Genomic DNA, 20,419 nt, shown 5'->3' on the forward strand with positions numbered 1-20,419 from the left:
GAACCAGATGTATAAAGTAGTAGAGATTCCAAATGAGATTTTACGGGTCACGTGTGATCCGGTGACAAAGTTTGATAAAAAATTGCGTCAGACGGTCGATCGACTGTTCGACACGATGTATGAATATGATGGGGTCGGCGTGGCCGCCCCACAGGTCAATTTGAATCAACGGCTCGCTGTCGTCCATACGGATGATGAGACGGGACCGCTCGTGTTGATCAATCCGGAAATCATCGAGACGTCCGGGACCGAGATCGGTCTTGAAGGCTGCTTGAGTATCCCGGGTGAGTTCGGTTTCGTCGAACGGCATGAGACGATCGTCGTCAAGACGCAGGATTTGAAAGGCCGCACCCAACAAGTGAAGGCGAGCGGATTCTTCGCTCGGGCGATTCAACATGAGATCGACCATTTGGACGGAGTATTGTTCACGGACAAGCTCGCCGTGCCGGACAAAGGGACGGATCAGCGTATCGTCTTCATGGGGACGCCGACGTTTGCCGTATCCGTACTTGAGCGCTTGCTCGAAGAAGGATACAATGTCGTAGGTGTCGTCTCGCAACCGGACAAACCGGTCGGCCGTAAACGCGAACTGAAACCGACGCCGGTGAAAGAGTGTGCCCTGCGCCACAATATCCCGGTGTTACAGCCTGAAAAGGTGCGGACCGATTTCGCGGATATCTTGGCACTCGAACCGGACTTGATTGTGACGGCGGCGTACGGACAAATCGTCCCGACCGAACTGTTAGAAGCACCAAAACATGGCGCCATCAACGTCCATGCCTCGCTGTTGCCGAAATATCGAGGTGGCGCGCCGATTCATCAAGCCATCCTCGATGGGGACAAAGAGACGGGTGTCACCATCATGTATATGGTCGATAAGCTCGATGCTGGCGACATGATTGCCAACACGGTCGTCCCGATTGAAGAATTGGACACGGTCGGTACGTTGTTCGACAAGCTCGCGGTCGCAGGATCAGACTTGTTGCTCAAGACGCTTCCTGCCTTCCTCGCTGGTTGGATTGAAGCCGTACCGCAAGACGAGCGTGACGTCACGTTCGCACCGAACATTAGCCGAGAGCGGGAACAGATTGACTGGACCCGTGCCGGTGCAGATATTTATAACCACATCAGAGGGATGAATCCGTTCCCGACGGCGTATACGACGATTGCCGGGGAACGGGTCAAACTGTTCTTCGGGTCGAAAACGACAGGGACGGGTGAACCGGGAACGATTGTACGACTTGAAGAGGATGGATTTGTCGTCGCGACAGGCGACGCGGTCGCCATTAAAGTGGTCGACTTGCAACCATCTGGTAAAAAACGAATGGACGGGGCCACATTTATGCGTGGGGCCGGCCAAAAGTTACAAGTCGGCGATCGACTAGGAGGATAATATGAACGTACGAGTTGCAGCACTGGATACGCTAATCAAAATCGAACAAGGCGGCGCCTATTCGACGATTGCGGTCAACGATTTATTGAAACAGAAGAAATTGGCGACGAAAGATGTCGGCCTATACACAGAGCTCGTCTATGGGACGCTCGGCCGGAAACGGACGCTCGATTATATTTTAGAGAAGCGGGTTCAAAACCCGAAAAAATTGGACCGTTTCGTCTTGCCGCTCTTACGGATGAGTGTCTATCAACTGTTTTACCTCGACAAGATTCCGGATCGGGCCGTCTTGCACGAAGCGGTAGAGATTGCGAAAAAACGGGGCCATTCGGGTACCGGTAAGTTCGTCAACGGCGTGTTGCGCAACGTCATTCGGGACGGGTTCCCGGATTTGAGCACGCTTCCGGACGCTGAACGGATTGCCATCGAACATAGCCATCCCGATTGGCTCGTCGCCGAATGGGTGGAAACGTACGGTGTCGAAGCGACCGAGGCGATGTGTAAATTAAACAATGAGCCGGCTCCGGTCACGGTTCGGGTCAACCGCCAGCGCGTCACGGTCGAAGAGATGATTGAACGGCTCGCCGAAGTCGATGTCGTCGCGACACGCTCGGAGCTGTCAGCGGACGGACTCATCATCGAATCCGGAAACGTTCACTCGACAGCGTTCATCGATATGGGCTTGTTGTCGATTCAAGATGAGAGCTCGATGATCGTCGCCGATGCGCTTCAAGCCGGGAAAATGGAACGCGTCCTCGATGCGTGTGCCGCACCAGGTGGAAAAGCGATGCATACGGCAGAACGCATGGACGGTGGAACGCTCGTCGCCCTCGACTTGCATCCGCATAAAGCGAAGTTGATTGAACGTCAAGCGAAGCGTCTGCATATCGATGGAGTGACCGCACTTGCCCTCGATGCCCGCCAGGCCGGGGATAAATTTGAACCGGAGAGCTTCGACCGGATTTTACTCGACGTCCCATGCTCGGGACTCGGTGTCATCCGTCGCAAGCCCGATATCAAATGGACGAAAGACAAGTCCGCCCTCGCCGGACTGCCGAAAGTCCAACGTGAAATCATTGACGCCGTCTTGCCACTGCTTAAACGAGGTGGTACGCTAGTGTACTCGACATGTACCATCGACCCTACTGAGAATGAACAGCAGGCAGATTACATTTTGTCGAACGGATTGACGTGGGATGAGACACTCCAAGACCGTCTTCCACAAGTATTGCACCCGATGATGTCATCGGACCGCGCTGAACTCAAATTACTCCCGACGTCGTTCGGGACGGACGGTTTCTATATCGCCGCATTCAAGAAAGAGGTATAAACATGAATCCAAAAGCAGTTGAAAAAAATCCATTAGTCGGTGCCAAGCCGTCACTCTATTCCCTCACGTACTCAGAGCTCGAACAATGGCTGATTGAGGCAGGAGAAAAATCGTTCCGCGCGAAACAGTTATATGACTGGATGTACGTCAAGCGTGTGACATCGTTCGACGATATGACGAACGTCTCGAAACCGCTCCGCGAGAAATTAGACGCGGCGTTCCAATTGACGACATTGAAAGAACTCGTCCGTCAAGAATCAAAGGACGGGACAATCAAGTTCTTGTTCGAGCTTCAAGACGGTTATTCTATCGAGACGGTACTCATGCGCCATGAGTACGGAAACTCGGTCTGTGTCACGACGCAAGTCGGCTGCCGCATCGGTTGCACGTTCTGTGCTTCGACGCTCGGTGGTTTGAAACGTAACTTAGAGGCCGGTGAAATCACGGCCCAAGTCCTCGACGTCCAGCGCGCGCTCGACGCGAGCGAAGAGCGGGTCGACTCGGTCGTCGTCATGGGAATCGGCGAACCGTTCGATAACTACGACGAATTGATGCGCTTCTTGCGCACGGTCAACCACGATGACGGCTTGAACATCGGTTCACGTCACATCACCGTGTCGACGAGTGGGATCGTACCGAAGATTTACAAGTTTGCCGATGAAGGCATGCGCATCAACTTCGCAATCTCGCTTCACGCACCGACGACGGAGATTCGGACACGCCTTATGCCGATCAACCGTGCTTACAACTTGGACAAGTTGATGGAAGCCGTCAACTACTATACAGAGAAGAGCGGTCGCCGCATCACGTTCGAATACGGTTTATTCGGCGGGGTTAACGACACGGAAGAACACGCGCATCAACTCGCTGACTTGTTGAAAGGCGTTAAATGCCACGTCAACTTGATTCCAGTCAACCACGTGCTCGAGCGCGATTACGTCCGCACACCACGTAAACAAATTTTTGCCTTTGAAAAAGTGCTCAAAGATCGAAAAGTGAACGTGACGATTCGTCGCGAACAAGGTTCGGATATCGATGCGGCTTGTGGGCAGCTTCGAGCGAAGGAGCGCGAACAAGAAACGAGGTAATCACGAAGATGGAATTAGCATACCGAACCGACCGAGGCCAAGTGAGAGCACAGAACGAGGATGCCGTCTTGATTTTAGGGGACGAACATGCCGGAATTGCTCTCGTGGCCGACGGGATGGGGGGACATGAAGCCGGGGAGGTCGCGAGTCAGCTCGTCATCGAGCAGTTTCGCCGTGCCTTCTCGACGCTTCCGGCCTCGCCGATGGAGATGGAGAATTGGTTCCGCCAAAACGTGGAACTGGCCAATGATCAAGTGCTCGATTTCTCGAAACAAGCCAACCTCCTCATGATGGGGACGACGATTGCCGGTGTCTGTTGGCACGACGAGACGATCGTCATCGTCCACGTCGGGGATAGTCGTGTATATGCCTTGAGAGATGATAAGCTGCAGCAATTGACGGAAGATCATTCCTACGTGAACGTGTTGAAACAACTCGGCGAATTGACCGAGGAAGAGATGCGCGTCCATCCGAAACGTAACATTATCACCCGTTCAATCGGCTCGAATGAGCATGTCGAACCTGATCTGCAAGTGTTTGCCGAACCCGAGTTTGACACGATTTTAATCTGTACGGACGGCTTGACGACTCATTTGACTGATGAGGAAATCAAGCAAGTCTTGAAACGTCCCGTCTCGGCGGACGTCAAGGCGGATCAATTGATCGATCAAGCCAACCGTTTGGGTGGGAGTGACAACATCACCGTTGCCCTCGTCCAGTTCACAGATAGAAAGAGAGGATGAATCCGATGCGAAGTGGAGAACGAATCAACGATCGTTATCGGATCGAACAGCAAATCGGCAGCGGCGGCATGGCAAATGTCTACCGGGCTCACGATGAGATTTTAAACCGAACCGTCGCCATCAAGGTGTTGCGATCTGAATTCTCGCATAACGAACAATTTATACGCCGGTTCGAACGGGAAGCCCACGCGGCGACTAGTCTGAACCATCCGAATATCGTCGCCATCTACGACGTCGGAGACGAGCGTGACATCTATTACATCGTCATGGAACACGTCGATGGGATGACGCTCAAACAATATTTGCAAGAAGAGTACATATCTGTCGACGAGGCGCTTCGCATCATGGGACAGATTTGTGATGCCATCGACCATGCCCATGCGAATCGAATCATTCATCGGGACATCAAACCGCAAAACATGATGATCGATCAGAGCGGCAACGTCAAAGTGACGGACTTTGGGATTGCGGTGGCCATGTCGAACGCGACGCTGACCCATACGATGTCAGTGCTCGGCTCGGTCCATTACTTTTCTCCAGAACAGGCGCGCGGAAAGTTCGCCGATGAGAAGTCAGATATTTATTCACTCGGTGCCGTCCTGTATGAACTCGTGACCGGACGCGTTCCGTTCATCGGGGAGACGCCAGTCGCCGTCGCACTTCAACATTTGCAAGACGACCCGATTCGACCGATGGATTTGAACCCGAACATCCCGCAAGCGCTTGAGAACTGCATCATGCAGGCGCTGGCGAAATCACCGGGCGCCCGTCACACATCGGTCGCCGCCTTTAAGAAGGATTGCATGACGGCGCTCGACCCGGAACGTGCGAACGAACCGAAACGCCTCAGTACGGAACAGGACGCATTCGATCAGACGCTCGTCATGTCACCGGTCGTCCCGGACGAACCGAACGTCAAAGAGACACCGGAACAACCGGTCGCACCGACCGAACCTGAGACAGCGAACCCGAAGCCGAAACGGAAGAAGAAGTGGTGGCTTTGGCTCCTACTCCTCTTCTTGTTGATTGGCGGCGGAATCGGGGCATATGTCATCGCCGATGAGATGTCCCGTGCCGTCGTGCCAGACGTCGTCGGGATGACGAACGACGAAGCGACGACCGAACTCGAAACAGCCGGTTTTGTCGTCGAAGCGACAGAGCGGGCGAGCGATAACATCGCCGCTGGCGACGTCATTTCGCAGACACCGCAAGCCGGTCGGAAACCGAAACGCGGAACGACCGTGACGATTGTCGTGTCGGCCGGGAAAGAGACGGTCGCGATGCCGGACGTCGAAGGATTGTCTCAGTCGGCGGCCGAGCGGACGCTCAAAGACCTCGACTTTGCGGATATCGAAATTCAATCCGAGGCGTCGGAGACGGTCGACAGCGGCGATGTCATCTCCCAGTCGATTGCTCCGGACAACGAGGTCGTCCCGTCTGAAGAGACGGTGACGCTCGTCGTCTCGACCGGTAGCAATAAAGTCGAACTCGCCAATTTAGCCGGGTATACGTTTGAGGAAGCGACGACGTACGCCGAACAGAATAGCTTGAAAATCGTCAAACGAGACGAGTATTCAACGAGCGTGCCCGCCAACCAAATCATTCGTCAGTTACCGACGGCTGGAACAGCCGTCGACCCGGGGACGGAATTGACCGTCATCGTGTCGCAAGGGGTCGAACCGACCGACGTCTCGATTGAACGGGAAGTCAACGTCGAAATCGATCCGCCTGCTGAAGGCGAAGAACCTGTGGCACTCGAGGTCGTCATTCGGACGGTAGACGCCCGTGGCGAAGTCGAAGTGTTGCGTGATAAGATAACGGAGACGACGACTTACTCGTATACGCTCGTCATTGCACCGGACGAAGTCGGAACCGCGACGATCGAAGTCGACGGGGAAGTCGTCCGGACGGATACGGTGACGTACGCACAAGCAAAAGATTCACAATGAAGAGGTGGCGCGCGCGTCGCCTCTTTTTCTAAGGAGGTCATAGGATGAAAGGTACGATTATTCGATTACAAGGCGGGTTTTATGATGTCATGACGGAAGAGAAACAAGAGATCCGTTGTCGCGCCCGCGGCAATTTCCGCAACCGGAACATCTCGCCGGTCGTCGGCGACGATGTCGATATTCAAGACCAAGGGGACGGCACAGGCTATATCTTGGCCGTCGATGAGCGGTCGAACCATCTCGTCCGCCCGCCGATCGCTAACATCGATCAAGCGTTCTTGCTGTTCTCGGTCAAGGAACCGGCGTTCTCGTTCCATCTGCTCGACCGTTTCCTCGTCTTAATCGAATCGAAGCAAGTCCATCCGATTATTGTCTTAACGAAAATGGACTTGTTGACGGAGTCGGAACTCGAAACGATTCAAGCGGCAGCGGCCTTATATCGGTCAATCGGCTATGAGGTCATCGAGACGTCGACGGAGACCGGGTCGGGGATTGAACAAATTCGTGGGTCGTTTAAAGAGAAGACGAGCGTGTTTGCCGGACAGACCGGAGTTGGCAAGAGTTCGCTCTTGAACGCGGTCGCGCCGGAACTAGAACTCGCGACCGGGAAAATCTCGAAGTCGCTCGGCCGAGGCAAGCACACGACGCGTCACGTCACGCTCATCACGCTCGCTGACGGGCTCGTCGCTGACACGCCTGGTTTCTCAAGCCTCGAGTTCCCAGAAGAACTCGAAGTCGAGGAGATGCGCTGGTGCTTCCCTGAGTTCGTCGAGCGGCATGACGACTGTAAGTTCCGAGGCTGTGCCCATTTGAACGAACCGGGTTGTGCCGTCAAAGCGGCCGTCGAGGCGGGAGAAATCGCTTCCACCCGTTATGAGAATTATGTTACGTTTATGGCAGAGTTAAACGATAGACAACGGAGGTACTGACATGATTAAAATTGCACCCTCGATTTTAGCGGCGGACTTCGCCAACCTAGAGGCAGAAGTGAAGGCGGTCCAAGAGGCCGGCGCGGATTATATCCATTTTGACGTCATGGACGGTCAATTCGTCCCGAACATCTCGATCGGTCTCCCGGTGCTCGCGAGCTTACGGAAGAAGTCGGACATGGTGTTAGACGTCCACTTGATGATCGACCAACCGGAGCGCTTCGTCGAAGACTTCATCAAGGCGGGAGCGGACATCGTCACCGTCCACGTCGAAGCGACGAACCATTTGCATCGCGTGCTTCAACAAATTAAGGCGGCCGGAGCCAAGTGTGGCGTCGTTCTCAACCCGCATACGCCGCTGTCATTGATTGAACACGTGCTCGGTGACGTCGACATGGTACTTCTCATGACGGTGAACCCTGGCTTTGGGGGTCAGAAGTTCATCGAATCGGTCGTGCCGAAAATCGCGGCGTTGAACGAGATGCGCCAAGCGCGCCGTCTCGACTTTGAAATCGAGATTGACGGAGGCGTCAACGCGGAGACTGCGAAATTATGTATCGATGCCGGTGCTGACGTGCTCGTGGCCGGCTCGGCCATCTATAACGAGCCGAGCTATAAAGACGCAATCGATAGCATTCGCAACGCATCTCGTGTATAATCGTCCATAGAACAACAAATATTGTCGCAAGGGGTGTCACATTCTGTGGCTGAGAGGCATACGCTAACCCTTTGAACCTGTTCCGTTCACACGGACGTAGGGATGTGGCGAAAATGCACGTTGCTACTCGATAGCAGCATGGCGTTTACGTCATGCTGCTTTTTGTCGTTCGCTCATATTTTAAGGAGGGAAATAGATGAAACAACGTTTAAAATTACAGGCGCTCATTGAAATCTCATTGTTCGCCGCACTCGGTTTGATTTTTGATTTGCTCATCCCGTTCCGGATGCCGCAAGGCGGGTCAATCAGCTTGGCGATGTTGCCGATTTTCGTCATGGCGTATCGTCACGGTTTGAAAGGCGGACTTGCGACCGGTGCACTTGTCGGAACGCTGCAACTGCTGTTCGGGGCCTATATCTTCACGCCGGTCCAGTTCCTGCTCGACTACACGTTCGCTTACGGTGTCGTCGGGATGGCGGGGCTGTTCGCTGGTCAAGTGAAACGAGCCGCCAAGGATGAGGCGAAAAAGACGCTCGTCGTTTATTTGGTGCTCGGCGCGCTCCTCGGTTCACTGCTTCGTTACGGGGCCCACGTCTTGTCGGGGATCGTCTTCTTCGCCGAATACGCGGAAGGTCCGGTCGTCGCCTACTCGTTCGCCTATAACATGACGTACATGCTCCCGTCCTTCCTCGTGTCGGCCGTCGTCCTCGTCCTCTTGTTCGTCTCGGCACCGCGCTTCGCGACGCTCGCGACCCGGGACGTCCGCTAATGCGGGTGTTGATTGTGGCGGCCAGCCCGGAACCAATCTCGGGACTCCCGCGTGACGTCGATTACATCATCGGCGTCGATGGGGGGTACGAGACACTGTTGAACCACGGGCTGAACCCAGATCTCGTCGTCGGCGATTTCGACTCCTTCACGGGCGAAGTGCCGATCGACGCCGTCCGTTATCCATCTGAGAAAGATGTGACCGACCTCGAGATCGCTCTCGAGGCGGCACGGGGGCATGGCGCGACGGAAATGCTCGTCTACGGTGCGCTCGGCGGCCGGCTCGATATGACGCTCAGCAATATCGGTCTGCTCGAGGCGTATCCTGAGATGCGTCTCGTCACGGCAGGGCAGACGGTACGACTCGTCGGGTCGGGACGCTATGAACTCCCGCGTCAAGACGGTCACTATTTGTCGCTCATCCCATGGAAGCAGGCGAACGTGACCATCCGCGGCGTCAAATATCCGCTCGACCGTCACGATGTCGTCAGCCATGAGGCGCTCACCATCTCGAACGAATGGGACGATGAAGCGGCGGACTTGATCGTGCACGACGGTATGGTGCTCGTGCTGTCTATCAAAAAATGAACACAAAAAAATCCCATCGGCGAATGCCGCTGGGATTTATTTCGTTCGTGTATAAAAATTATACGCGTTCAACGAGACCTGATTTAAGAGCGCGAGCTGAAACCCAAACTCGTTTAGGTTTACCGTCAACGAGAATACGAACTTTTTGTACGTTTACACCCCAAGTGCGTTTTGTCTTGTTGAGTGCGTGCGAACGGTTGTTACCTGATTTAGGTGATTTACCTGTTACGTAGCATTTACGTGCCATGCGTTTCCCCTCCTTTTTTATGTGGGTTCGTCCTAATAGACACTCGTTTATATTAGCACGGGTTTTTTCACGATGCAACTAGAAAATCATAGGATGACAAGAAAAAAACTTGACATTACTGGAAAGGATTTTAATAATGAATGAGGGTTACGGCTACAATTGACCGAGTTTATGGAGCAGGTTCTTTTAATAACTAGGTACTTATTGTAGAATGTAGTGAAGGAATCATTCCGAATAAAGGAGGCTACTCCATATGGCAATTGAAATGAAGACAACATATGGCAATATTGACATCACGAACGACGTGGTCGCGACACTCGCAGGCGGTGCGGCGATGGAATGTTTCGGCGTTGTGGGAATGGCGTCTCAAGCTCAATTGAAAGACGGGATCGCAGAACTATTGAAACGTGAAAACTACGCCCGAGGCGTGGTCGTACGTCAAGATGGAGAAGACGTACATATCGACATGCACATCATTGTAAGCTACGGGACGAAAGTGTCGGAAGTCGCATACAACGTGCAAAGCCGTGTAAAATACACGCTCGGTGAAACTTTAGGATTAAACGTTTCGTCGGTAAACATATTCGTACAAGGCGTTCGTCTGACGAATGACTGACGAGAACGAAGGAGGATTTGGTGTGGGTTTAAAACGTTTAGATGGATTGGTGTTCGCGAACATGGTCGCGAACGGTGCAGCCAACTTGAGCCAGAATGCGGATTATGTAGATTCGCTTAACGTCTTCCCGGTGCCGGACGGCGACACGGGGACGAACATGAATTTGACGATGACATCGGGTGCGAAAGAAGTGGCCGCACTCAACTCGGCGAATATCGCTGACGTCTCATCGAAGTTTGCACGCGGTCTCTTGATGGGGGCACGTGGGAACTCGGGCGTTATTTTGAGCCAGTTGTTCCGTGGTTTCGGTAAAGCAATCGAAGGCAAGACAGAAGTGTCGACAGTCGATTTCGCCGAAGCGTTGAAACGTGGCGTCGATACGGCATACAAGGCGGTTATGAAACCGGTTGAAGGAACGATTTTGACGGTTGCTCGTGAAGCGGCCGACGAAGCGCTCCGTGCTTCAGAGTCGACGAGCGACTTCAACGAGTTCATGGAACTCGTGATTGTCGAAGCGAAAGCTTCACTCGAACGGACACCGGACTTATTGCCGGTCTTAAAAGAAGTCGGCGTCGTCGATTCAGGCGGCCAAGGCTTGCTCGTCATTTATGAAGGGTTCCTCGCTAGCCTCGAAGGCAAAGAACTTGAGAAACCACATGCACCGGTCATGGATGCGCTCATTGAAGCTGAACATCATGCCCACGCTGCACAAGGATTCATGTCGACGGAAGACATCGAGTTCGGCTATTGCACGGAAATCATGGTCCGGTTCCAAGACGAGAAATTGAAGGACGCGCCGTTCAACGAGGACGCGTTCCGCAATGAATTGTCTGAACTCGGTGACTCGCTCCTCGTCGTCGCAGACGAAGAGTTGCTCAAAGTTCACGTTCACGTCGAGACGCCAGGTGACGTCATCACGAAAGGACAGCGTTACGGGGAACTCGTCGCTGTCAAAATCGAGAACATGCGTCAACAGCACTCGACCATCTTAGAAGAAGAGCATGGCGCCAACCAGCACGGCGTTCAAACGGCTGCTCCGACGGCTCCGAAGGCGAAAGCGCCGTTCGCGATCGTTACGGTCGCGATGGGCGAAGGTGTCAGCGAATTGTTCCGTTCACTCGGGGCGGCCCACGTCATCGAGGGCGGTCAGACGATGAACCCATCGACGGAAGATATCGTCAAGGCGATTGAAGCGGCCAACGCGGATCACGTCTTCATCTTCCCGAACAACTCGAACATCATCATGGCTGCTGAACAAGCGGCCTCGGTCGCACCTTGCGGCGTCTCGGTCATTCCGACGAAGACGGTGCCACAAGGACTCGCGGCAGCGATCGCCTTCAATCCGGAAGCGGATGTGGAAACGAACGAGAGCGTCATGAAGGCTGCGGCAAGCGCCGTCAAGTCTGGTCAAGTGACGTATGCGGTTCGTGATACGAGCATCGACGGTGTCGAGATTCGTAAAGACGACCACATGGCGATTGCCGAGAAGAAAATCGTCGCCTCATCGGCTTCGAGCCTCGAAGCGGCGAAAGCGCTTGTCGACGCGCTCGTGGATGCCGATGACGAAATCATCACGATTTTGACGGGCGAAGGTTCGTCAGCGGAAGACGTCGCAGCACTCTCGGCGTATATCGAGTCGAAGAACGACGAGATTGAAATCGAGGTTCATGACGGGAAACAACCGCTCTACTCCTACATTTTTAGTGTGGAATAAGCTGTAACTCAGCCCTACCTTCTGTATAATGAAGGTAGGGTTTTTTTGAAAGGGGGAAATGCGATGAAATATCGCAGTGTGTTTGATATCATCGGTCCGGTCATGGTCGGTCCTTCGAGTTCGCATACGGCCGGAGCCGCACGCATCGGCCTCATGGCTGGGAAGTTGTTCGGGCGTACGCCACGGCTCGCGCACATCACGTTTTATGGGTCGTTCGCCGATACGTATCGGGGGCACGGTACCGATGTCGCCATCGTCGGCGGCATCATGGGCTTCGATACGTTCGATTTGCGCATCCCGCAAGCACTCGATATCGCCAAAGAGCGCGGCATCGAGGTCGTCTTTGAGACGAGCGATGCGTTGACAGACCATCCGAACACGGCCCGGGTCCACCTCGAGGACGAGGATGGAACGTTCGAAATCGTCGGGATTTCAATCGGCGGCGGGACGATCGAGATTACCGAGTTGAACGGATTCCCGCTCAAACTGTCAGGCGGTGGTCCGGCACTCGTCGTGTTGCACCATGATCGCTTCGGGGCGATCGCGGCCGTGACCGGCATCTTGGCCCGGCATGAGTTGAATATTGGGCATATGGAAGTGAGTCGTCACGAGAAAGGCAAGCAAGCGCTTATGGCGATTGAGATTGATGAACATCTGTCAAAAGACGTGTTAGCGGAAATTGAACGGTTACCTCAAATCGAGCGGGTAGCCATCTTTGGGGAATAAGGAGAAACCAATATGTTTAAATCAGTAGAAGAATTAGTCAGAACGGCAACAGAGCGAGGCATTCCGATTTCAGAAGTGATGATCGAGCAAGAAGTGCACGTCAGACGCTCGACGCGGGAAGAAGTCGTCGGCATGATGGAGCGCAATCTAGAAGTGATGGAAGAAGCGGTCGCCCGGGCACTCGAAGGCGTGACGTCCGTGACGGGTCTCACGGGGAACGATGCCGTGCTCATGACCGACTATATCCGTTCCGGCAAATCGCTCGCCGGAGACTTGATTTTAGATGCGGTCGCAAAAGCGATCGGCACGAATGAAGTTAACGCGGCGATGGGACGCATCTGCGCGACCCCGACCGCCGGAAGCGCCGGCGTCGTACCGGGTACGTTGTTTGCGGTCAAAGAACGTCTGGAGATGGACCGTGACGCGATGGTCCGCTACTTGTTCACGTCAGGAGCGTTCGGCTTTGTCGTCGCAAACAACGCCTCGATTTCAGGAGCGGCTGGTGGTTGTCAGGCGGAAGTCGGCTCAGCGACCGGGATGGCCGCCGCGGCCATCGTCGAAGCGGCCGGCGGGACGCCGGAACAATCGGCGACGGCGTTTGCAATCGCACTGAAAAACATGCTCGGTCTCGTCTGTGACCCGGTGGCGGGGCTCGTCGAGGTGCCGTGCGTCAAACGGAACGCCATGGGCGGGGCGAACGCCATCGTTGCAGCCGATATGGCACTCGCCGGGATCACGTCACGCATCCCTTGCGACGAGGTCATTTCCGCGATGCATGAGATTGGCCAGATGATGCCGACCGCGTTGAAAGAGACAGCGCGTGGTGGTCTCGCCAATACGCCGACGGCACGCCGTCTCGAACGAAACATCTTTGGAGAGAAAGAAAATGTCAAGAAGTGAGGCGTTGACGACGCTGAAAGGGGTCGGGCCAGAGATGGCCAAAAAATTAGAGACGATGGGTCTCGAACGAATCGAGGACGTGCTGGAGCACGTCCCGTTTCGTTATGAAAATTATAATAGCGGCACGGTGACGACGGCCATTCACGGCGACCTCGTCAAATGGAGCGGCACCGTCCAGGCGGCACCGCTCGTACGCTATTACAGTAAAGGCAAGAACCGTCTCCAATTCCGCTTGTTGCTCGAGGAGCGCTACGTCGTCCACGTGACGATGTTCAACCGGGCCTTTTATAAAGACAAGCTCGCGCTCGGCGCCACGGTGACGGTCAAAGGGAAATGGGATATGAACCGGATGACGATCAGTGCGACCGACCTCGAGTTCGGTGAGCTCTCGGATGGGTTGCAACCGATTTATTCGCTCCGGGCCGGACTGACCCAAAAGAATTTCGGACGCATCGTCAAACTCGCATTCGAACAGACGACCTCGTTCGAGAATCGCCTGCCCGAATCGATTCGGCAACGTTATCGTCTCGAGGACCGGGAGACGATGTTGAAAGGGATGCATTTCCCTGATTCGGTCGAGACGTATAAACAGGCACGCCGAAGTTACGTCTATGAAGAGTGTCTGCTCTATCAATTGAAACTCCAGGCGTTCCGTAAGATGGAGCGGGCGGGGAAAGGGCGCGCGCTCACGCTCGACAAGCAGCGGTTGAACGAGTTCGTCAAACAGCTCGCGTTCCCGTTGACAGGGGCACAGACACGTGTCATCCGGGAGATTGTCGGCGACTTAGAAAAGCCAGAACGGATGAATCGGTTGTTACAAGGGGATGTCGGGAGCGGAAAGACAGTCGTTGCCGCGATCGCCTTGTATGCGACGGTGTGCGCCGGCTATCAAGGGGCGCTCATGGTCCCGACGGAGATTTTGGCCGAACAGCATCTCGCCTCGTTGCAGGCGCTGTTCGAACCTTACGGGATGCGCGTCGGGCTACTGACGAGTTCGGTCAAAGGCAAGGCTAGGAACGAATTGCTCCAGGCGATTAAAGACGGCGACGTCGATATCATCGTCGGGACGCACGCCTTGATTCAAGGGCCGGTCGAGTTTTCGCGTCTGCATCTGGCCATCACCGATGAGCAACACCGGTTCGGGGTCGAACAGCGGAAAATGCTCCGTGACAAGGCGGAACTCGCCGACGTGCTCTATATGACAGCGACGCCGATTCCACGGACGCTCGCCATCAGCGCTTTCGGGGAGATGGACGTCTCGACGATTGATGAGATGCCGGCCGGGCGGAAGCCGATTGAGACGTATTGGGCCAAGACCGATCAAATTGACCGGGTCCATGCGATGGTGAACCGTGAGCTCGCCCTCGGACGTCAAGCGTACGTCATCGCGCCGCTCATCGAGGAATCGGACACGCTCGAAGTCGAGAGCGCGACCGCGCTCTACGACATGTTACGGGAGCGCTTCCCGAATTATGCGGTCGGTCTCATGCACGGTAAACTGTCGAGCACCGAGAAAGACGAGGTCATGAAGGCTTTCGCTAGCAACGCCCTCCAAATCCTCGTCTCGACGACGGTCGTCGAGGTCGGGGTGAACGTGCCGAACGCCTCGCTCATCATCATCCACGACGCCGAACGATTCGGCTTGGCGCAACTGCACCAGCTGCGTGGGCGTGTCGGTCGAGGCGCCGATCAATCTTATTGTATATTGGTAGGGGATCCAAAGTCCGACGTCGGGAAACTTCGTTTAAAGACGATGACCGAGACGAATGACGGATTCGTGCTCGCCGAGAAAGACTTGGAACTCCGCGGGGCCGGTGACTTCTTTGGGACGGCCCAGAGCGGTCTGCCAAGCTTCCGCGTCGCTGATCCAGTACTCGATTTAAAAGTGATGGAAGTGGCGATGCAAGACGCCGTCCGGCTGCTCGGGAGCGAGGCGTTTTGGAACGAGGCGACGTATGCCCCGCTCCGACACTATTTGAAACGACTCGACTTACTCGTCGGAGAACGATTGGAATGACAAACAACACTTGAAAATAAAATCTAAAGAATATATACTGCTATTAGTACCAGGTATTAAGTTCTTTAGCATAGAGTTTAGGAGGGAACTGAATGCGGGTACCTAAGAAAGAGCGGCAACGCTTATTGCAAGAAACGATTGATCGCAACCCGTTCATCAAAGACGAAGAGCTGTCGAAACAGTTTGCAGTCAGTATTCAAACGATTCGACTCGATCGGATGGAGTTAAAGATTCCGGAAGTGAGAGAACGGATCAAGCACGTTGCCTCAGAACACCTCGATGAAGTGAAGTCGCTCGCCATGAGCGAGGTCATCGGTGATATGATTGACTTGAAGCTCGATGAATCGGCCATCTCGGTTCTCGACATTGAGAGAGAACACGTCTTTAGCCGCAACGAGATCGCCCGGGGACACGTATTGTTCGCCCAGGCCAACTCGTTAGCGGTGGCGCTCATCAATGATGAATTGGCGTTGACCACTAAAGCGGACATCCGGTTTAGTCGCCAGGTCCATCTTGGAGAGCGAGTCGTTGCCAAGGCTCGTGTGATCAAACTACGTCGGGACGGAAGAACGGACGTCACAGTGGATAGTTATGTCGGCGAAGAGTGTGTCTTTAGCGGAGACTTCACGATCTATCGTCGCGGTGAGGAGGAACAGGCATGAAATTAGCAATCGATGCAATGGGCGGGGATCATGCCCCGAAAGCGATCGTGGAAGGCGTCAAACAGTTTGCCGACGCGTTCCCGAATGAGCAGATGGAACTGTTTTTAGTCGGAGATGAGGTCAAACTCGCCTCTTATGGGTTGACCGACCCGCGAATCAAAATCGTTCCGGCAAGTGAAGTCATCACCGGAGACGATGAGCCGGTCCGGGCCGTCCGCCGTAAAAAGGACAGCTCGCTCGTCGTGGCGGCCAAACTCGTCAAAGACGGAGAGGCCGACGCCCTCGTCTCGGCTGGGAATACCGGCGCCCTCATGGCGGCGTCACTATTCGTCATCGGACGGATTCCCGGCATCGAGCGTCCCGCGTTGTCACCTACGTTCCCTACATATACGGGTAGCGGTGTCGTCATTTTAGACGTCGGGGCCAACCCGGACGCTAAGCCTGAGCACTTGGTCGACTATGCGATCATGGGCTCGCTCTACGCTGAGCACGTCCGCGGCGTCAAGCGCCCGCGCGTCGCGCTACTGAACATCGGGACCGAGGCTGGGAAAGGAAACGCCCTCACGAAAGAGGCGTACCCTCTCCTTGAACAAGCACCGGTCCACTTTGTCGGCAACGTGGAAGCACGTGAGGCGATGTCCGGTGACGTGGACGTCATCGTCACCGAAGGGTTCGCCGGAAACATTTTGCTCAAAGGTGTCGAAGGTTCGTCATCGATGCTCATGAAGATGATGAAAGAGCAGTTCACGAGCGATTTCGTCTCGAAGCTCGCCGCTCTCGTCTTAAAACCGAAGTTGAAACGATTGAAACAAACATTAGATTATCGGGAACACGGTGGAGCCGGGTTATTCGGCATCAACGCCCCGGTCATTAAAGCGCACGGTTCGAGCGATGCGCTCGCCATCATGAGCGCGCTCAAACAGGCGAAAATCATGGTCGATCACGACGTCGTCGCGAAGATCAAGCAAGCCAAAGCCACAAACTAATTCAAAGAAGGTGAGTACATGGGGAAAACAGCATGGGTATTTCCAGGACAAGGGTCACAAGCCGTCGGCATGGGCCAAACGTTCCTCGACAATCCTGAGCAACTGCACGCGATCGGCCGTCGCCTCGGATTTGATTTACTCGACGCCATGGCGGCAGGATCAAAAGAAGAGCTTCAACGGACAGAACTGGCCCAACCGGCCATCGTGGCGCATGCGGCATCACTCGCACAAGCTCACGCCAAAACAGGGGCCGCGCCAGACATGGTGATCGGTCACAGCGTCGGAGAATATGCGGCACTCGTCATCGCCGGCGTCATCGATTTGGAAGAGGCGAGCGTGCTCGTCCACGAACGCGGTAAGCTCATGTCAGAAGTGAAGGATGGGGCGATGGCAGCCGTCATCGGGATGACCGATGTCGACGAGGCGTTCCATGTGACGGAGAAAATCAGTGCTAGCGGGAACCTTGTACAAATCGCCAACTACAACTGTCCGGGTCAGTTCGTCATCTCGGGACACGTCGACGCGGTCAAACAAGCCGAGACGGACTTGAAACAGGCCGGCGCGAAACGCGTCTTACCGCTCAACGTCTCTGGTGCGTTCCACAGCTCGTACATGATGCCAGCCGCGACGCGGTTCAAAGACGTGCTCGCTTCGTCACCGTTCAAACCGGCGGCGATCGGGGTTATCTCGAACGTCGATGCCGAGGTCCACACCGACCCGGAGAAATTGAAAGCACTCCTCACCGAGCAACTGTACGCATCGGTCCGATTCGAGGCGTGTGTCCGCAAAGCGATCGACGCTGGCGTCGACACGTTCATCGAATTCGGTCCGACGTCGCCATTGTCGGGTCTCATCAAGCGAATCGACGCGAACGTGACGATCAAACAGGCGACGACGCTCGAAGAGGTGGCCGCGTTAGGAGGAGAAGTACGTGCATGACCAAGTAGCAATCGTGACAGGCGCGTCCCGGGGGATCGGGGCCGCCATCGCGAAGCGTTTAGGGGAAGACGGCTTTCGGGTCGTCGTGAATTACTCGGGTAGTGTTGAGAAAGCAAAGGCTGTCGTCAGTGAGATTGAAGCGAACGGGGGCGAGGCCATCGCCGTCAAAGCGGACGTCTCAAACGCGGATGACGTGAAGGCGCTCATCAAGACGACGGTCGACACGTTCGGCCGCATCGATTGCCTCGTCAACAATGCGGGCATCACGCGTGACGGTCTACTCATGCGCATGAAAGAGGCTGACTTTGACGATGTCTTGTCGACGAACTTGAAAGGTGCGTTCTTGACGTCGCAAGCCGCGACGCGGACGCTCTTGAAATCGAAGTCGGGCCGCATCATCAATATCGCCTCGGTCGTTGGTATCACGGGCAACGCCGGACAGGCCAACTATGCGGCGGCGAAAGCCGGGCTGATCGGCCTGACCAAATCAGTCGCGCGTGAACTCGCCGGACGCCATGTCACGGTGAACGCCGTCTGTCCTGGATTTATCCAGACGGATATGACCGATGCCTTGACCGACGCCCAGCGTGAGGCGACGCTCGGACAAATCCCGTTCAACCGCTTCGGCCAAGTCGAAGACGTGGCGAACGTCGTCTCATTCCTCGCTTCACACCAAGCGGCTTACGTGACGGGTCAGACGATCGCCGTTGACGGCGGGATGACGATGGCTTAAAATCAGAACTTTACCAATCGAATCACATTTTATATACTTTAATTTGGAGGGATTTTATCATGACAACAGAACAAATCTTAGTAGACGTACAAGCAGCAGTGGCAGAGAAACTCGGGAAAGATGTATCTGAGATCACAGCCGACAAATCATTCAAAGACGACCTCGGTGCGGATTCGCTCGAAGTTATGGAAATGGTCATGGACCTTGAAGACAAATTCGATATCACAATCGAAGATGAAGATGCAGAGAAACTTGCAACTGTCGGCGACGTTGTCGCTTACATCGAAACTAAATTGTAATCAAGCCTCCCACCGCTCGTCATGAGCGGTGGGCTTGTGCTTATTCACGGAGGGAATTATGACAAAGGACAAGCGACGGTTTGACCGTCAAGGGTCGGCGCAACGACGCCGACGAAATGAGCTCGAACGGTCTCGGATTCTCGAGCAGTTCAAGACACTTGAAGAACGGCTATCTGTTCGATTCACGAATCAAGATTTATTGATGCAAGCGTTCACCCACTCCTCATACGTCAACGAACAACGCGGTCTGAAAAAAGACAATGAGCGCTTAGAGTTTCTAGGCGACGCGGTGCTCGAGTTGACGGTGTCTCGGTTTTTGTATGAGACGTATCCGGAGCGCTCCGAGGGGGAATTAACGAAGTTGCGGGCGGCCATCGTCTGTGAGCCGTCACTCGTCAACTTCGCGGAAGCCTATGCTTTCTCTGATTTTATCTTGCTTGGGAAAGGCGAAGAGTTGACCGGCGGTCGCAAGCGTCCGGCGTTACTCGCCGATGTGTTCGAATCCTACATCGGTGCGCTCTATCTGGACCAAGGGATTGAACCAGTCGAACAGTTCCTCGCCGAAGCGGTTTTTCCGAAAGTCTTAGCCGGTGTGTTTGAAGAACAGACTGATTATAAGAGCCAGCTCCAAGAGAGCGTGCAACGCGAAGGGCTCGGGCCCGTCTCGTACACGATTATCGAAGAGCGCGGGCCGGCCCATAGCCGGGAGTTCGTCGCCCACGCCCGTCTGTCTGACGACATCGTCGGGGAAGGCATCGGCCGATCGAAGAAAGAAGCCGAGCAGCTTGCGGCGAAAGAAGCGTTAATCGAATTCAATCGGCAATACGCCGGCCTCTAATACAAAAGGAGTGGACCTCTCAACGGGTCCACTCCTTTTTGTATCATCTAGTTACGTCAATTGCCCGAGTTCTTCGACGATTCCATCCACTTCAGAAATCGACAACGATGAACGATTCATCACGTAGTCGTAAATCTCTTTGACGGCCGAGGCGTCGGCACGGTTATATTCTTCCGCTTTGATAGCGCCGCGGTTGATGATGTTCATTTTGTCGAGAATTTCCTCAATCATTTGTTCGTTAGTCATCGGTCGTACCCCTTTCTACAGTTCTTTTTAGAATAGCATGATTCTAGCAT

General features: G+C 54.6%; 22 protein-coding genes, 1 pseudogene and 1 riboswitch. Of the genes and pseudogenes, 21 read left to right on the top strand and 2 right to left on the bottom strand.

The features are described from left to right. Positions 1-7 precede the first annotated feature (7 nt). The 10 genes and pseudogenes from def to KNP68_RS09795 all read left to right on the top strand — a co-directional run. Positions 8-433, top strand: a pseudogene (def, locus tag KNP68_RS15305) (peptide deformylase); the annotation flags it as partial. 45 nt (positions 434-478) lie between these two features. Then, a complete protein-coding gene (fmt, locus tag KNP68_RS09755) occupies positions 479-1,393 on the top strand; it encodes a methionyl-tRNA formyltransferase (protein ID WP_353048041.1) in 915 nt (304 codons plus the stop codon). 1 nt (position 1,394) lies between these two features. Next, positions 1,395-2,723, top strand: coding sequence for a 16S rRNA (cytosine(967)-C(5))-methyltransferase RsmB (gene rsmB / locus KNP68_RS09760; protein ID WP_021067075.1), 1,329 nt, complete (start codon positions 1,395-1,397; stop codon positions 2,721-2,723). A 2-nt stretch (positions 2,724-2,725) separates the two neighbouring features. Beyond that, the gene (gene rlmN / locus KNP68_RS09765) at positions 2,726-3,811 is read left to right on the top strand and encodes a dual-specificity RNA methyltransferase RlmN (protein ID WP_021067076.1); all 1,086 of its coding nucleotides are present in this window, start codon (positions 2,726-2,728) and stop codon (positions 3,809-3,811) included. A gap of 8 nt (positions 3,812-3,819) precedes the next feature. Further along, on the top strand, positions 3,820-4,554 hold the full coding sequence (locus tag KNP68_RS09770) for a Stp1/IreP family PP2C-type Ser/Thr phosphatase (protein ID WP_021067077.1): 735 nt from the start codon (positions 3,820-3,822) through the stop codon (positions 4,552-4,554). A 5-nt stretch (positions 4,555-4,559) separates the two neighbouring features. Beyond that, positions 4,560-6,503, top strand: coding sequence for a Stk1 family PASTA domain-containing Ser/Thr kinase (gene pknB, locus KNP68_RS09775; RefSeq protein ID WP_029595717.1), 1,944 nt, complete (start codon positions 4,560-4,562; stop codon positions 6,501-6,503). Positions 6,504-6,547: 44 nt separating this feature from the next. Next, positions 6,548-7,432: a ribosome small subunit-dependent GTPase A gene (gene rsgA / locus KNP68_RS09780; RefSeq protein WP_021067079.1), complete on the top strand. Its 885-nt coding sequence runs from the start codon at positions 6,548-6,550 to the stop codon at positions 7,430-7,432. 1 nt (position 7,433) lies between these two features. Beyond that, positions 7,434-8,090 carry a ribulose-phosphate 3-epimerase gene (gene rpe / locus KNP68_RS09785; protein WP_029595716.1) on the top strand — a complete coding sequence of 219 codons (657 nt, stop codon included), beginning with the start codon at positions 7,434-7,436 and terminating at the stop codon, positions 8,088-8,090. A 19-nt stretch (positions 8,091-8,109) separates the two neighbouring features. Next, a riboswitch (TPP riboswitch) is annotated at positions 8,110-8,210 on the top strand. Between the two features lie 76 nt (positions 8,211-8,286). Next, a complete protein-coding gene (gene thiT / locus KNP68_RS09790; RefSeq protein WP_021067081.1) occupies positions 8,287-8,859 on the top strand; it encodes an energy-coupled thiamine transporter ThiT in 573 nt (190 codons plus the stop codon). Continuing rightward, positions 8,859-9,446 (top strand): thiamine diphosphokinase, encoded by a 588-nt coding sequence (locus tag KNP68_RS09795; protein ID WP_029595715.1) that lies wholly within the window; start codon positions 8,859-8,861, stop codon positions 9,444-9,446. Before thiT ends, KNP68_RS09795 begins: the two co-directional genes overlap by 1 nt. 58 nt (positions 9,447-9,504) lie before the next feature. Here KNP68_RS09795 and rpmB read toward each other — a convergent pair whose 3' ends face one another. Continuing rightward, on the bottom strand, positions 9,505-9,693 hold the full coding sequence (gene rpmB / locus KNP68_RS09800) for a 50S ribosomal protein L28 (RefSeq protein WP_015881349.1): 189 nt from the start codon (positions 9,691-9,693) through the stop codon (positions 9,505-9,507). 253 nt (positions 9,694-9,946) lie between these two features. Here rpmB and KNP68_RS09805 point away from each other — a divergent pair, with 253 nt between their 5' ends. The 11 genes from KNP68_RS09805 (at position 9,947) to rnc (ending at position 20,123) form a co-directional block, all read left to right on the top strand. After that, complete coding sequence (locus KNP68_RS09805; RefSeq protein WP_016509701.1) at positions 9,947-10,309, top strand: Asp23/Gls24 family envelope stress response protein; 363 nt, start codon at positions 9,947-9,949, stop codon at positions 10,307-10,309. 22 nt (positions 10,310-10,331) lie between these two features. Then, entirely contained in the window at positions 10,332-12,023 is a 1,692-nt protein-coding gene (locus KNP68_RS09810) for a DAK2 domain-containing protein (RefSeq protein WP_029595714.1), read from the top strand. A 63-nt stretch (positions 12,024-12,086) separates the two neighbouring features. Further along, complete coding sequence (sdaAB, locus tag KNP68_RS09815) at positions 12,087-12,749, top strand: L-serine ammonia-lyase, iron-sulfur-dependent subunit beta (RefSeq protein ID WP_021067084.1); 663 nt, start codon at positions 12,087-12,089, stop codon at positions 12,747-12,749. Between the two features lie 12 nt (positions 12,750-12,761). After that, on the top strand, positions 12,762-13,649 hold the full coding sequence (gene sdaAA, locus KNP68_RS09820; protein ID WP_029595713.1) for an L-serine ammonia-lyase, iron-sulfur-dependent, subunit alpha: 888 nt from the start codon (positions 12,762-12,764) through the stop codon (positions 13,647-13,649). Continuing rightward, the gene (recG, locus tag KNP68_RS09825; protein WP_021067086.1) at positions 13,636-15,666 is read left to right on the top strand and encodes an ATP-dependent DNA helicase RecG; all 2,031 of its coding nucleotides are present in this window, start codon (positions 13,636-13,638) and stop codon (positions 15,664-15,666) included. The genes sdaAA and recG overlap by 14 nt, the downstream gene beginning before the upstream one ends. A 92-nt stretch (positions 15,667-15,758) precedes the next feature. After that, the gene (gene fapR / locus KNP68_RS09830; protein ID WP_021067087.1) at positions 15,759-16,328 is read left to right on the top strand and encodes a transcription factor FapR; all 570 of its coding nucleotides are present in this window, start codon (positions 15,759-15,761) and stop codon (positions 16,326-16,328) included. After that, positions 16,325-17,314, top strand: coding sequence for a phosphate acyltransferase PlsX (gene plsX / locus KNP68_RS09835; protein WP_021067088.1), 990 nt, complete (start codon positions 16,325-16,327; stop codon positions 17,312-17,314). Before fapR ends, plsX begins: the two co-directional genes overlap by 4 nt. A gap of 18 nt (positions 17,315-17,332) precedes the next feature. Next, entirely contained in the window at positions 17,333-18,253 is a 921-nt protein-coding gene (gene fabD, locus KNP68_RS09840) for an ACP S-malonyltransferase (RefSeq protein ID WP_029595712.1), read from the top strand. Further along, the gene (gene fabG / locus KNP68_RS09845; RefSeq protein WP_021067090.1) at positions 18,246-18,986 is read left to right on the top strand and encodes a 3-oxoacyl-[acyl-carrier-protein] reductase; all 741 of its coding nucleotides are present in this window, start codon (positions 18,246-18,248) and stop codon (positions 18,984-18,986) included. The genes fabD and fabG overlap by 8 nt, the downstream gene beginning before the upstream one ends. 59 nt (positions 18,987-19,045) lie before the next feature. After that, on the top strand, positions 19,046-19,285 hold the full coding sequence (gene acpP / locus KNP68_RS09850; protein WP_021067091.1) for an acyl carrier protein: 240 nt from the start codon (positions 19,046-19,048) through the stop codon (positions 19,283-19,285). 58 nt (positions 19,286-19,343) lie between these two features. Continuing rightward, entirely contained in the window at positions 19,344-20,123 is a 780-nt protein-coding gene (gene rnc, locus KNP68_RS09855; protein WP_021067092.1) for a ribonuclease III, read from the top strand. A 51-nt stretch (positions 20,124-20,174) separates the two neighbouring features. Here rnc and KNP68_RS09860 read toward each other — a convergent pair whose 3' ends face one another. Next, positions 20,175-20,369, bottom strand: a complete 195-nt coding sequence (locus KNP68_RS09860) for a DUF1128 family protein (RefSeq protein ID WP_021067093.1) — start codon at positions 20,367-20,369, stop codon at positions 20,175-20,177. Positions 20,370-20,419 lie beyond the last annotated feature (50 nt).

The sequence above is a fragment of the Exiguobacterium sp. s50 genome, from assembly GCF_018618175.1.
In the GTDB taxonomy this organism is placed as follows: domain Bacteria; phylum Bacillota; class Bacilli; order Exiguobacteriales; family Exiguobacteriaceae; genus Exiguobacterium; species Exiguobacterium chiriqhucha.